The 12,821-nt window shown below is 66.2% G+C and carries 11 protein-coding genes; 10 read left to right on the top strand and 1 reads right to left on the bottom strand.

Annotated features, from left to right (window positions below; all coding sequences use genetic code 11):
- The first annotated feature begins 13 nt into the window (after positions 1–13).
- Positions 14–337 carry an Mpo1-like protein gene (locus tag CDN36_RS06995; protein ID WP_150555766.1) on the top strand — a complete coding sequence of 108 codons (324 nt, stop codon included), beginning with the start codon at positions 14–16 and terminating at the stop codon, positions 335–337.
- 169 nt (positions 338–506) lie between these two features.
- On the opposite strand, the gene CDN36_RS07000 is transcribed toward CDN36_RS06995, so the two are convergent.
- Entirely contained in the window at positions 507–1,847 is a 1,341-nt protein-coding gene (locus CDN36_RS07000; RefSeq protein WP_287496336.1) for a YihY family inner membrane protein, read from the bottom strand.
- A gap of 202 nt (positions 1,848–2,049) precedes the next feature.
- Here CDN36_RS07000 and wrbA point away from each other — a divergent pair, with 202 nt between their 5' ends.
- From wrbA to gudD, 9 genes are all read left to right on the top strand, one after another.
- Entirely contained in the window at positions 2,050–2,637 is a 588-nt protein-coding gene (wrbA, locus tag CDN36_RS07005; RefSeq protein WP_150555765.1) for an NAD(P)H:quinone oxidoreductase, read from the top strand.
- 77 nt (positions 2,638–2,714) lie between these two features.
- Positions 2,715–3,194, top strand: coding sequence for a DUF2069 domain-containing protein (locus tag CDN36_RS07010; protein ID WP_287496337.1), 480 nt, complete (start codon positions 2,715–2,717; stop codon positions 3,192–3,194).
- Positions 3,195–3,333: 139 nt separating this feature from the next.
- Positions 3,334–4,794, top strand: a complete 1,461-nt coding sequence (locus CDN36_RS07015; protein ID WP_287496338.1) for an FAD-binding oxidoreductase — start codon at positions 3,334–3,336, stop codon at positions 4,792–4,794.
- An 835-nt stretch (positions 4,795–5,629) separates the two neighbouring features.
- On the top strand, positions 5,630–6,010 hold the full coding sequence (locus tag CDN36_RS07020) for a hypothetical protein (RefSeq protein ID WP_287496339.1): 381 nt from the start codon (positions 5,630–5,632) through the stop codon (positions 6,008–6,010).
- Positions 6,011–6,311: 301 nt separating this feature from the next.
- A complete protein-coding gene (locus CDN36_RS07025; RefSeq protein WP_287496340.1) occupies positions 6,312–7,151 on the top strand; it encodes a M90 family metallopeptidase in 840 nt (279 codons plus the stop codon).
- Between the two features lie 184 nt (positions 7,152–7,335).
- Positions 7,336–7,602 carry a type B 50S ribosomal protein L31 gene (locus CDN36_RS07030; protein ID WP_150555760.1) on the top strand — a complete coding sequence of 89 codons (267 nt, stop codon included), beginning with the start codon at positions 7,336–7,338 and terminating at the stop codon, positions 7,600–7,602.
- A 270-nt stretch (positions 7,603–7,872) separates the two neighbouring features.
- Positions 7,873–9,603: an ArnT family glycosyltransferase gene (locus tag CDN36_RS07035; RefSeq protein ID WP_150555759.1), complete on the top strand. Its 1,731-nt coding sequence runs from the start codon at positions 7,873–7,875 to the stop codon at positions 9,601–9,603.
- Between the two features lie 42 nt (positions 9,604–9,645).
- Entirely contained in the window at positions 9,646–10,998 is a 1,353-nt protein-coding gene (locus CDN36_RS07040) for an MATE family efflux transporter (RefSeq protein WP_287496341.1), read from the top strand.
- A 325-nt stretch (positions 10,999–11,323) separates the two neighbouring features.
- A complete protein-coding gene (gudD, locus tag CDN36_RS07045) occupies positions 11,324–12,652 on the top strand; it encodes a glucarate dehydratase (protein WP_287496342.1) in 1,329 nt (442 codons plus the stop codon).
- Positions 12,653–12,821 lie beyond the last annotated feature (169 nt).

Below are 12,821 nucleotides of genomic sequence, written 5' to 3' on the forward strand. Positions count from 1 at the left end.
GAGGAGACCTGCCATGTCCGATTCGCACGATAGCGCGCCGGTGTTTCATCGGTTCGCGGACTTCTATCCGTTTTATCTGGGCGAACATCGCAACGCGATCTGCCGGCGTCTGCACTTCGTCGGCTCGTGGGGCGTGATTGCCTGCGTGCTGGCGTTCGCGATCACCGGCAACGTGTGGTGGCTGCCGGGGGCGGTCGTTTGCGGCTATGCGTTCGCGTGGATCGGCCATTTCTTCTTCGAGAAGAACCGGCCAGCCACGTTTCGCCACCCGATCTACAGCCTGATGGGCGACTGGGTGATGTTCCGCGACATTTGCCTCGGGCGCGTCAAGCTGTAATCGGCGACGGTGCGCGACAGGCGTTGATGCCGGCGCGAGCGTCGCGCTCGCCGATCTCCCTCTCCGGTGCCCCGGAGCCTTCCCGCATTCCCGGCGCCTTCCCGCATTCCCGGCCGCCTTCCCGCATTCCCGGCGCCCTCCAGCATTCGCGGCGCGGGCCGGCATCTCTCTAGCGCTGGTCGGCGTCGGTGCCACCCGCTGCCGTGGCGGGCCGCTCCGAGCCGTCTCGGGCCGCTTTGTCCCGAACATCGCCCTCGCCTTGTTCGTCGTAGGCCGCGACTTCGCGCGGCAGGGCGTCGGCGAGCGGCACGTTCCACTTGCCCTCGCGCAGTATCTCGGCCACGTGCGCGCCGTCGAGAGCGTGACGCTCCATCTGTCGGGCCAATTCGTCCACGTTGAGCGCGAGTTGCGCGACAAGTGGCGCCAGCGTGGTTGCTTTCGGATTGGCGAGGAGCAGCCAGCGCTCGGCAGGCGGCTGCATCGTGAGACGCCCCACCCAGCCCATGCGCTCGAGCCGCATGAGCAAATCGCCCGCATGTTCGAGGCTCGTTCGCATCGTGCGCGCCAGTTCGGCCGTCGTGCGCCCGGCGCCCCCAGCCTCCCGGTCCCGGTTGAGCAGGTGGATGAGCGTCAGTCCGTCGAGCAGATCACTGCCGGGAAAGCTCGGATACTGAAAGTGCCCGAGGCGCAGTGCGGGCAGCACCGACGTGATCGTCGCACCGAGCAACGCCACCAGCCACGACAGATAGATCCACAACAGGAAGATCGGCACCGCCGCGAACGCTCCGTAGACGGCGGTATACGTGGGGAATTGGCGAATGTACAGGCCGAAGCCGCGCTTCGTCAGGTCGAACGCGATCGCCGCCACGATGCCGCCAACGAGCGCGTCGCGCCAATCCACCTTGCAGCTCGGCATGTACAGATACATCAGCATGAACGCCACGCTGGTGAGCGCGAGCGGAATCAGGCTGAGCAGCGACGCGACGGCCGGCGGCAGCGTGCTCACGAGCGACATCGACTGCGTGAAGATGTACGAGCTGATCGAGAGGCTCACGCCGAAGAGCAACGGCCCCAGCGTGAGCAGACTCCAGTAGATGAGCAGTCGCTGGGCGAGCGGGCGCGGACGCGGCACCCGCCAGATCACGTTGAAGGCCGACTCGATCGTCATCAGCGTGAGCACCGACGTGACGAGCAAACCGATCAGGCCAAACGCCGTCAGGCTTTTCGCCTTGGACGCGAACTGGTTCAGGTAATTGAATATCTGCGCGTTCACGCTCTCCGGCATCAGGTGCTCGAGCAGAAAGCTCTGCAGCGCATCGCGAAACGAGTTGAAGATCGGGAACGCCGTGAAGAGCGCAAAGGTGACGGCAAACAGCGGTACGATCGAGAGGATCGAGGTGAACGTGAGGCTGCCCGCCACCTGCGGAATCCGGTCGTCCTGCGCCCGCGCGAGCGCGTACCTCAGCAGTTGGCGAACGTTGTTCCAGTTGATGCGGGACGGTTTGAGCAAATCGGGCTCCAGTCAAAGATCACTCGAGACGGTCGTTGCGACGGGCATCCGATCATCCCGTCACGTCAGTAGGAACGCCCTATAATACCCGCACTTTTTGCTGGCTTTTCACGCAAGACGCGCGCATTGGGCAGGTTCGCCGCCACTTCCCGCCGCTTCCCGCCACTTCCCGCCACGTCTTCCCGCACTTCGATTCGCACCCATGACCGAAATTCTCGTCCTGTATTACAGCCGCCACGGCACGACCGCCCAACTCGCGCAGTGCATTGCCGCCGGCATCGACAGCGTGCCGGGCGCCCAGGCGCGCGTGCGGACCGTGCCTGCCGTCTCGACGGTGTGCGAGGCCAGCGCCCCCGACATTCCCGACAGCGGCCCGCCTTATGTGGAGTTGCGCGATCTCGAAGAGTGCGCAGGCCTCGCACTCGGCTCGCCCACGCGTTTCGGCAACATGGCCGCCGCCCTCAAGTACTTCCTCGACGGCACCACGCCGCAGTGGCTCTCGGGAGCGCTCTCGGGCAAGCCGGCCTGCGTGTTCACGTCGAGCGCCAGCCTGCACGGCGGTCAGGAAAGCACGTTGCTCTCGATGATGATCCCGCTGCTGCACCACGGCATGCTCGTCATGGGGCTGCCCTACACGGAGCCCGCCCTCTCGAGCACGCGCACGGGCGGCTCGCCCTATGGCGCAACGCACTTCGCCCACGACGGCAACGCTCTGTCGGCAGACGAGCGTCAATTGGCCGCCGCGCTCGGCGCGCGGCTCGCGCGCGCGGCATGCAAGCTGGCAGAATGAGGCTTGGCGCCGTGCCGTCGCACGGCGCCGAGTACGTGACGTCGTCCCCGCAGTTGTCCCGCCTACGAGACTCGCCCATGCCCGCCACACCGCCCGACCCGCACGCCCGCGCCAACCCTGCGCAGTCCGCCCCGCCAGACGAGAGACGTCAAACGACACCGACGCCGCAGACTCCCGCCGCTGCTGGGGCACTGCGCGGTATCGGCATCGCCAGCCTGCTGGCGTTGACCGCGCTCTCGGTCGCCTGGGAACTGTGGCTCGCGCCGCTGCGCCCCGGCGGATCGTGGCTCGTCCTCAAGGCGCTCCTGCTGCTGTTGCCGCTGCGCGGCGTTCTGCGCGGCAGCCTTTACACGCTGCAGTGGTCGAGCATGTTCATCCTGCTGTTCTTCGCCGAAGGCGTCGTGCGCGGCATGACGGACAGCGGTACATCGGCCGCCCTCGCCTGGATCGAAACCGCGCTGTGCGTCGTGTTCTTCTTCTCCACGATCTTCTATCTGCGCCCCTTCAAGCGTGCGGCAAAAGCGCGTGCCGCGGCGGCCCGACACGGCGCACAATAGAACGCGCGGAACGCCTCGCACAACGTGCGGGAGCAGACGCCCGACGCCCAGGCCCTCACAATGATCCGCATGATCCCGCGCGTTCCTGTTGCCATTGCCGCGATGCCTCTGTCGCGGCCCGATACCCTCGAAGTCCGCCATGAACCGTCCCGCCCCTCCCTCCGCCCCTCGCTCCGCCCCTCCCTCCACCTTTCTCGCGGCCTGTCGTGACCTGCTCGGTCGCGATCACGTGCTGACGGACGACGCCGACACCGGCCCGTATCTCGTCGACCAGCGCAAACGCTATACCGGTCGCACCCTCGCCGTGCTGCGCCCGGCCGACGCGCCGCAGCTCGCCGCGCTCGTGCGCCTGTGCGTGGCGCATCGCGTGCCGATGGTGCCGCAAGGCGGCAATACGGGACTAGCCGGTGGCGCGACCCCCGACGCGAGCGGGCGGCAAGTCGTGATCAGCCTGCGCCGCCTCAACCGCATCCGCGAAGTCGACGCCGCCAACATGACGCTGACGGCCGAAGCCGGCTGCGTACTCGCCGACGTCCAGGCGGCCGCGCAGGCAGCCGACCGCCTGTTCCCGCTGAGCCTCGCCGCAGAGGGCAGTTGCACGATCGGCGGCAACCTCGCCACGAATGCGGGCGGCACGGCAGTGCTTCGCTACGGCAACGCCCGCGAGCTGTGTCTCGGCCTGGAAGTGGTCACGCCGCAAGGCGATTTGTGGAACGGGCTGCGCGGGCTGCGCAAGGACAACACGGGCTACGACCTTCGCGATCTGTTCATCGGCGCGGAAGGCACGCTCGGATTGATCACCGCTGCCACGCTCAAGTTGTTCGCGCCGCCGATGGCTCGCATGACGGCGCTGGCCGCGCTCGACAGTCCCGCGCAAGCCCTGGCGCTGCTCAATCTGGCGCAGCGCATGGCAGGCCCGCTGCTCACGGGCTTCGAGCTGATGTCGGACTTCTGCCTGCGACTGGTCGCACAAGTCTTCCCGCAGCACCGCTACCCCCTTTTCGCGCAGCCATGCGCGCAGACCGTACTGCTGGAACTCTCGGACAACGAAAGTGAAGCGCACGCGCGTGAATTGCTCGAACGGCTGCTCGCGGCAGGCGTGGAGCAGGGCGTGGTGCGTGATGCCATCGTCGCGAACAGTCTGGCGCAGTCCAACGCGCTGTGGCATCTGCGCGAGAGCATTCCGCTCGCCCAGTCCGCCACGGGCCTGAACATCAAGCACGACATCGCAGTGCCGGTGTCGCAGGTGCCGGCGTTTATCGCCGCGACGGACCCGCTCGTGCAGCAAATCGCCCCCGGCGCGCGCATGGTGACGTTCGGCCATCTCGGCGACGGCAATCTGCACTACAACGTGATGGCGCCCGAAGGCGTCGACCCCGCCCGCTTCCTTGCGCAATACCAGGCGAGCGTCACCGCGGCCGTGCATGACAGCGTTCACGCGCATCGCGGCACGATCAGTGCGGAACACGGCCTCGGACAGTTCAAACGCGACGCGGCGGCGCAGTACAAGTCGCCCGTCGAACTCGCACTCATGCGCGCGCTGAAGGCCGCGTTCGATCCGCTGGGGTTGATGAATCCGGGCAAGGTGCTGCCGGATTGACGGACCATTCCGGGACATGGCCGATCGTCGGTGCGAGCCACTTCGGAAACCTCGGAAACTTCAGAAACTTCGGCGAACGGGCGCCGAGGTGGTCGAATGATCGGACGAGAGGCGAATAACGGGTCGAATTCGCGACAAAACGCCGCGATACCCTCACATTTCCGACGCTTTCTCGCTTTCCCGGTTTCCCTCATTCCCTCATTCCCTCATTCCCTCATTTCCTCATTCCTTTACGGACGTCCACCAAGCGGCTACAATGTCGGCTTTCCAATTACGACGGAGTTTTCCGTGGGCAGTTGCTCTAGTAGCACGCAAGCGTCGGCAATGACCGACAAGGCGTTGGCCCGGTAACCCGCAGTCGTCATCATCGACTGCCGCTGCCGGTCCCAATACCGCAGCGGTAGTGCATCGATCGGACGTAACTCGATGGCGCCATGATCATTGGCGACGATGGAGAGCGATCCCGATCGCGGATTCTCGATCCGGGATTGCGCATCCCGAATCCCGAGTTCATTCCCCGCACTTTTTCACCGCATTACAGCACTCCCGGACGCCTGAGCGCGTCCGGTGCGCGGCAAGCTTGTTTGCATCCGGTCGTGTTTTGTCGGTACGTCACACCGATTCACCGACGATCCCGGCGCCGCTCAAGCCTGCCGACGCTTGCGTCGAATTCGTGTCGCATCGCGCGCCATCCGCGCCATCCATCGCTTGCGTCCATCGCGAGCATGCGCCATTTGCGCTCAGCAAAGCGGCGAGAGGCACCGGCCGCGTTGGGTGCGACACGTCGCCAAGCCCCGGCATCCGCCGTCCCAGGCCCTTGCATCAGGAGGACACCATGACGCTGCAAATGCTTATCCCCACCCTGTTCGGTCGCACCCGCTCCCGGCTGGCGCCCGCCCCGGCAGCGCCGCGCGCGGCCAAGGCGCCGGCTGCAGCGCCGGCATCGCCACAATACCGACTGGTGGTGCTCGCCCTCGCCGCGAACGCCGAGGCAATCGACGCGAAGGTGCGCCAGGCGCTGAGCGCGCACGAACTCAGCCCCGAATCGGCAACGCGCATTCGTCGCTCGGGCGGCTATCTGCTCGAACTCGACTACGTCCTGCGCTGCGAACGCAGCCGTCGCGCCGCGCTCGTGCATCTCGTCTCCGCGCTCGGCGACACCGACGGCGTTCATGCCATCCGCTGGGAGACAGCGCCGATCATGCGCACGCGCTGAACCGCCGCCGACAGCGGGTCGCCGCCTCGGCAACCACGGGCCGGGCAAGCGGACAACACGCTGACACGCCCGGCCTGTGCCCGACGTCTCGCCCCGCCCTACCGGCGGGGCTTTTTCATGGCCTCGCGATCGCATCACGGTCACCCCTTACGGCCGCCTTGCGCAACGAGAAGCTCTCACCCGGCCCGGACCGCCTAAATTAGAATCGTGGCATCCGCGGCTCGCGGCGCCTGCCATCGCTGCCGTATCGGTGCCGTATCGCTGCCGCACTTATCGTCGTCACGTTTGCTGCGCCCCCGTCATGCTCAAGACTCTGCTTGCCCGTTTGCGTCCGTCGCGACAGCGCGCCATCATCGAAGAGGTGCTGTGGCGCGAAGTCGTCGGCGCCCTGCCATTTCTCGCCTGCCGTCCGGCCGACGAGCTCGACCGGCTGCGCGCGCTGGCTGCGGACTTCCTCGCGAGCAAACGATTCTCCACCGCGCACGACCTGCCGTTGACCGACGCCATGTGCGTCTCGGTGGCCGCCCAGGCCTGCCTGCCGATCCTCAACCTTCCGCCCGCGCTGTATCGGGGCTGGACCGGCATCGTGCTGTATCCGGGCGAATTCCTGATCCGCAAGACGGTGCAGGACGAGGCCGGCGTGGTGCATGACGTCGCGCAGGAAGCGAGCGGCGAAGCATGGGAAGGCGGCCCGGTGCTGCTGTCGTGGCAGGATGTGCAGACGAGCGACGTGCTCGCGTATAACGTCGTGATTCACGAATTCGTCCACAAGCTCGACATGGAGAATGGCGAAGCCGATGGCGTGCCGCCGATGTTGCGGCGTCTGCATGGGGATCTCACGCCAGAGGGGTGGTGCGAGGTGTTCGACCCCGCCTATGAAGCGTTCTGCCACCACGTAGCGAACGTGTCCGACGCGCAGTGGGACGCGTTTGCCTCGACCTCGCTGCTCGACCCTTACGCGACCGAGCACGAATCGGAATTCTTCGCGGTCTGCGCCGAAGCGTTCTTCGTCGCCCCGGCGGCCTTTCGGGACGAATATCCGGCACTATATGCCCTCTTTTCCCGCTATTTTCTGCAAGATCCCGCCGCCTTCGCGCCGCCGGGCTGCCGAGCGCCGCAGGCTTGCGCCGCAACCCCATGAAAACTTTGCGAAATTCACGGTTTTCATGGCATAATGCGCGTTTTCTCACCCGGAAAGTGGTTGGCGCCTTCCCAGTCGAATGACGGCGGCGGCGTTAGCGGGCTGACGGAGCAGTTTTCCAGGCGATCTTGCTGGACGACGCTCTCCCGCGCAGACTGGCTACCGACTTAACCCAAGGTACATCATGAAACAAGGCATCCACCCGGAATACCGCGAAGTCCTGTTCCGCGACATGACGCCCGGCGTCGACTTCGAATTCATCACCCGCTCGACGATCCAGACCAAGGAAACGGCCGAGAAGGATGGCAAGACCTACCCGCTCGTGAAGATCGAAACGTCGTCGGCTTCGCACAACTTCTACACCGGCGAACAGCGCATCATGGACACGGCCGGTCGCGTGGACAAGTTCCGCCAGAAGTTCGGCAACCGCGCCGGCGGCAAGATCGCCTGAGTTTCACGGGCGACGCGCCGTACAACGCAATGCGGGGCCCGACAGGTTTGACGGGCCAGTGCATCAGGGGCAGCGCCCCGGCGTTGGGAAAGCATTGCAAAGGGGCAGCTCAGGCTGCCCCTTTTTCTTCGTTCTGGTCTGCGCCGCGAGACCGGATACTGTCATACTGTCGGCTTTTCTGGTTTTCCCCGAGCTTGACCCCGAACCGGTTCCGGTTCGTCCCCTGATTTTCCGCGATCCGGCCGCTGCGCCGGTTCTGTCGTCCGGCCTATGAAACGAGTTCGCATTACCGCCTCCGCCACCAGCGCGCTTCCGCGTTCGCTGCTGATCGCCATTTGTGTCATCTATGTGCTGGCGGGGTTGTTCGGTCGCGATCCGTGGAAGAACGAAGACGCCGCCGGCTTCGGCATCATGTGGACGATGGCGCACGGCCAGCTCTCGGACTGGCTGCTGCCGAACATCGCCGGCAAGCCGATCTATGACAACGGCCCGCTCGTCTCCTGGCTCGGTGCGCTCGCCATTCGCACCTTCTCGTGGCTCGACGCGCCCGACGCCGCCCGCATCGTCACCGGCCTGTGCTTCTACATCACGTGCACGTTCATCTGGTACGGCACGTATCTGCTCGGCCGCCGCCCCGAAGTGCAGCCATTCAAGTATGCTTTCGGCGGCGAACCCGAGCCGCGCGACTACGGCCGCACCCTCGCCGACGGTGCCCTGCTGATTCTGCTCGCCTGCTTTGGCCTGGCCGAGCGCGGCCATGAAACGACTTCGGCCGTCGGCCAGCTCACCCTCATCTCCATGGCCATTTACGGCCTCGTGCGCAGCCTCGACAAACCGCGTCAGGGCGCCGTGTGGTTTGGCGTGGCGCTCGGCGGCATGGCGCTCGCGTCGTCGCCGCTGATGACGCTGACCTTGTGGATCGCCGGCATCGGCGTTGCGGCGCTCTGCCGCGCGCTGCCGCTTCGCATGCTGCTGATGGTATCCACGCCCGTGACACTGCTCATCGCCTGCACGTGGCCGCTGGCCGCTCTCGAACTGGCAAGCGGTGCGCGCAGTTGGCTCGGCGAGTGGGCCGACATCGGTTTCGACGCCTTTAGCGGGCCGACGCTCGATTCGCTCAGCTACATTGCCAAGAACCTCGCGCTGTTCGCATGGCCGGCATGGCCACTGGCCGCCTGGTCGCTCTATTCCTGGCGCGGCATGCGGCGCGCCCCGCACATCGCCATCGCGCTCGCGTTCACGCTGGCGATCCTGCTGCTGATCGTGCTGCAGGCACATCAGGGCAATCAACTGTTCATGCTGGCGCTGCCGGCCCTGTCGATCGTCGCCGCCTTCGGTCTGCCCACGCTCAAGCGCGGTACGGTCAACGCCATCGACTGGTTTGCCGTGCTCTCGTTTACCGTGCTCGCCGGCTTCGTGTGGATCGTGTGGCTGGCCGGTATCACCGGCTTTCCCGCGTCGACTGCACGCAACCTGCGGCGACTGGTGCCCGGCTTCAATCCGGAATTCAGCTGGCTCACGCTCATCAGCGCCCTGCTCGTAACCGGCGCCTGGGTGGCGCTCGTGGCGTGGCGCGTCTCGCGCAGCCCGAAGGTGCTGTGGCGCAGCGTCGTGTTGTCCTCGGGCGGCACCACGCTCATGTGGGTGCTGCTCATGACGCTCTGGCTGCCTGTCGTGAACTACGGCAGAACGTATCGCGACGTGGCCGCGCAGATCGCCGCGCACCTGCCGGCCGACTACACCTGCATTCGCACCGCACGTGTGGGCGACGCGCAGCTCGCCTCGTTCGCCTACTTCGGCAAGATGCGTTTCGGCTCGTCCAACGACGAGTGCGACGTCCTCTTGCGCCAGGACGCACAGGACTACAGCGAACCGCTCTCGCTCGCGCCCTACGAATGGCGCCAGCTGTGGGAAGGCCGCCGCGCGGCCGACCGCGACGAGCGTTTCCGCCTCTATGTGCTGCAGGAGCGGCCGTGGCGGCGCGCCGCGCGTCCGCGCTGACCCGCTCCGCCGCTCCGGCGCCTGCCTTCGACCTTCCTCGCCATGTGGCATGACATCAAACGCATCGCCGGGCTCGCCTGGCCGGTCCTGATCGGCCAGTTGGCCGTCATCGCCTTCGGGGTGATGGACACCGCGATGGTCGGCCGCGCGTCGGCCTTCGACCTAGCCTCGCTCGCACTCGGCGGCTCGATCTACATCACGGTGTACGTCGGGCTGATGGGCATTCTCGTCGCGCTCTCGCCAATCGCCGCACAACTGTTCGGCGCAGGCGAACGGCTGGCCATTGGCGAAGAGGTACGGCAGGCGTTCTGGCTCGCACTCTTTCTCGCCGTACCGGGTTTCGTGCTGCTGATGCACCCGGGGCTCATCCTGCAGCTCTCCGAGGCCACACCCGAGCTCGAAGCGCGCGCGAGCGCCTATCTGCAGATCCTCGCATTCGGCCTGCCCGCCGCTCTGCTCTTTCGCGTGTATTCGTCGCTCTCGACGGCCGTCGGGCAGCCGCGCATCGTCATGGCCATTCAAGTGACCGGCCTCGCCCTCAAGGTGCCGCTCAATCTCGCGCTCATCTACGGTGTCGAGCGTCTGGGCATTCCCGCACTCGGCAGCACCGGCTGCGCCATCGCCACGACGTCGATCAACTGGGTGTCGTGTGCGCTCGGACTTGTGCTGATGGCGCGTCACCCCAAGCTGCGCGAGTTCGGCATCTTCGCGCGTTTCTGCTGGCCGCACTGGCAGGCGATTCGGGCACTGCTCAAGCTCGGCGTGCCGATGGGGCTGAGCTACCTGATCGAGGTCACGGCGTTCTCGTTCATGGCGATCTTCATTGCACGCCTGGGCGACGTGACGCTCGCCGGTCACCAGATCGCGGCCAACCTCGGCGCACTGCTCTACATGCTGCCGATGTCCATCGCCATCGCCACGGCCACGCTCACCGCACAGGCCATCGGCTCGCGCGACTTTCGCGCGGCGCATCTCGTCGGCCGCCGCGGCGTGGAGTTCGCCGGCACGCTGGGCGTCGTGCTGGCATCCATCGTCTGGTTGTGCCGTCCGTGGATCATTACCGCGTACACGTCCGACGCGATGGTCGCCGCCGTGACCACGCCGCTACTCGCCATGGTCGCCGCCTATCACGTCTTCGACGCGCTGCAGGTGAGCGCCGTGTTCGTGCTGCGAGCGTGGAAGGTCGCCGTTGTGCCGACCGTCATCTACGCCGTGTCGCTGTGGGGCGTGGGGCTGGGCGGCGGCTACGTGCTGGGATTCGACGTGGGCGGCATGTCGCCGGCCTCGCTACACGGTGCCGCGGGCTTCTGGTTCGCGAATACCGCCAGCCTGGCGGTCGCCGCCTTCGGTCTGCTGCTGTACCTGCGCTGGGTCGTGCGCGCCAAGACGCAATAAGGGGCGCCGCGACGCACGCCGCCACCGGGTGCCACCGGGGATGCCACGGATGCCACCAGGTGCGATCGCGGGCGGCCACGGGTGGCCGGTTTAGGCCGCAGTCAAAGCAGCCCCGATTTCCTCGAGCAAGTTGTCTGATAACTTGATGTGCGGCCGACTCGCGCCTGCTTCTTCGCCCTCCCGGCAGAACGAGTCATATGGGGCTTCCACCACGAAAACGGGTAAACCCGCAAAGGCATGGCGTCGATCTTTCCTTAGAATGTTGTCTGATGACATACAACATGTAGGTCGCAACCCTCTTCTTTGCTCCGACCCAGCCTTTGCCATGACCCGAACCCCCACCGTCGTCGAACTTCGCGTTATCCCCGTCGCCGGCCGCGACAGCATGCTGCTGAACCTGAGCGGTGCGCATGGGCCGTTCTTCACCCGCAATCTGGTCATTCTCCATGACAGCGCCGGCCACACGGGCGTCGGCGAAGTCCCCGGCGGCGAAGCCATTCGCAAGACGCTCGAGGATGCCCGTCCCTACGTCGTCGGCCAATCGGTCGCCAACATTCACGCCATCCTGGATCAGACGCGTCGCGCGTTCGCCGATCGCGATACCGGCGGACGCGGTCTGCAGACCTTCGATCTGCGCACGACGATCCACGCCGTCACCGCGCTCGAAGCCGCCCTGCTCGACCTCCTGGGACAGCATCTCGAAGTGCCCGTCGCCGCCCTGCTCGGCGAAGGTCAGCAGCGCAGCGAAGTGGCGATGCTCGGCTACCTGTTCTTCATCGGCGACCGGAACGCCACGGACCTCCCCTACGCCGACAACCGCGGCGCGCGCGACGACTGGGAGCGCGTGCGCACCGAAGTGGCCATGACGCCGGACGCCGTGGTGCGCCTGGCCGAAGCCGCACATGCGCGCTACGGCTTCCAGGACTTCAAGCTCAAGGGTGGTGTACTCGATGGAGATGCGGAGATCGAAGCTGTCACGGCACTGGCCAGACGGTTTCCGCAGGCGCGGGTCACGCTCGACCCGAACGGCGCGTGGTCGCTTGCCGAAGCGGTGCGCCTGTGTCGCGACAAGCACGACGTGCTCGCCTATGCCGAGGATCCCTGCGGCGCCGAGAACGGCTACTCGGGACGCGAGGTCATGGCCGAGTTCCGCCGTGCGACCGGGCTGCCGACGGCGACGAACATGATCGCCACGGACTGGCGTCAAATGGGACACGCGATCCAGTTGCAGTCGGTCGACATTCCGCTGGCCGACCCTCACTTCTGGACGATGCAAGGCGCGGTGCGCGTTGCGCAGATGTGTCGCGACTGGGGTCTGACATGGGGCTCACACTCGAACAACCACTTCGATGTGTCGCTCGCGATGTTCACACACGTGGCAGCCGCGGCCCCGGGGCACATCACTGCGATCGATACGCACTGGATCTGGCAGGACGGCCAGCACCTCACACGCAACCCCCTGCGGATCACGAACGGCAGCGTCAGCGTGCCCACTGCCCCGGGCCTGGGCGTCGCCCTGGACATGGACGCCGTCGAAGCCGCACACGCCCTTTATCTCGAGCACGGACTCGGCGCCCGAGACGACAGTGTCGCCATGCAGTATCTGGTGCCGGACTGGAAGTTCGACCCGAAGCGCCCGTGCCTGGTGCGGTGACCTCGCCGCTTTCGAGACGCTGGTGACATCCGGTGCGCGACGCGGAACCGCAGGGTTACGGTGATGACCGTATCGCAATGCGTGAGAATTGCGGGTTTTTCGGAAATTTCGCGAAAAACCCGCAGAGACCCCGACGGGGCTCAAGAGCGGGGAGAATGGGTGTCGAAAT

This window comes from Pandoraea sp. CB10b_02 (genome assembly GCF_002216225.1).
GTDB lineage: Bacteria > Pseudomonadota > Gammaproteobacteria > Burkholderiales > Burkholderiaceae > Pandoraea > Pandoraea nosoerga.

Coding starts and splice junctions, on each gene's coding strand:
- CDN36_RS06995 (WP_150555766.1), top strand. CDS start 14: ATGTCCGATTCGCACGATAGCGCGCCGGTGTTTCATCGGTTCGCGGAC.
- wrbA (WP_150555765.1), top strand. CDS start 2,050: ATGACCGAAATTCTCGTCCTGTATTACAGCCGCCACGGCACGACCGCC.
- CDN36_RS07010 (WP_287496337.1), top strand. CDS start 2,715: ATGCCCGCCACACCGCCCGACCCGCACGCCCGCGCCAACCCTGCGCAG.
- CDN36_RS07015 (WP_287496338.1), top strand. CDS start 3,334: ATGAACCGTCCCGCCCCTCCCTCCGCCCCTCGCTCCGCCCCTCCCTCC.
- CDN36_RS07020 (WP_287496339.1), top strand. CDS start 5,630: ATGACGCTGCAAATGCTTATCCCCACCCTGTTCGGTCGCACCCGCTCC.
- CDN36_RS07025 (WP_287496340.1), top strand. CDS start 6,312: ATGCTCAAGACTCTGCTTGCCCGTTTGCGTCCGTCGCGACAGCGCGCC.
- CDN36_RS07030 (WP_150555760.1), top strand. CDS start 7,336: ATGAAACAAGGCATCCACCCGGAATACCGCGAAGTCCTGTTCCGCGAC.
- CDN36_RS07035 (WP_150555759.1), top strand. CDS start 7,873: ATGAAACGAGTTCGCATTACCGCCTCCGCCACCAGCGCGCTTCCGCGT.
- CDN36_RS07040 (WP_287496341.1), top strand. CDS start 9,646: ATGTGGCATGACATCAAACGCATCGCCGGGCTCGCCTGGCCGGTCCTG.
- gudD (WP_287496342.1), top strand. CDS start 11,324: ATGACCCGAACCCCCACCGTCGTCGAACTTCGCGTTATCCCCGTCGCC.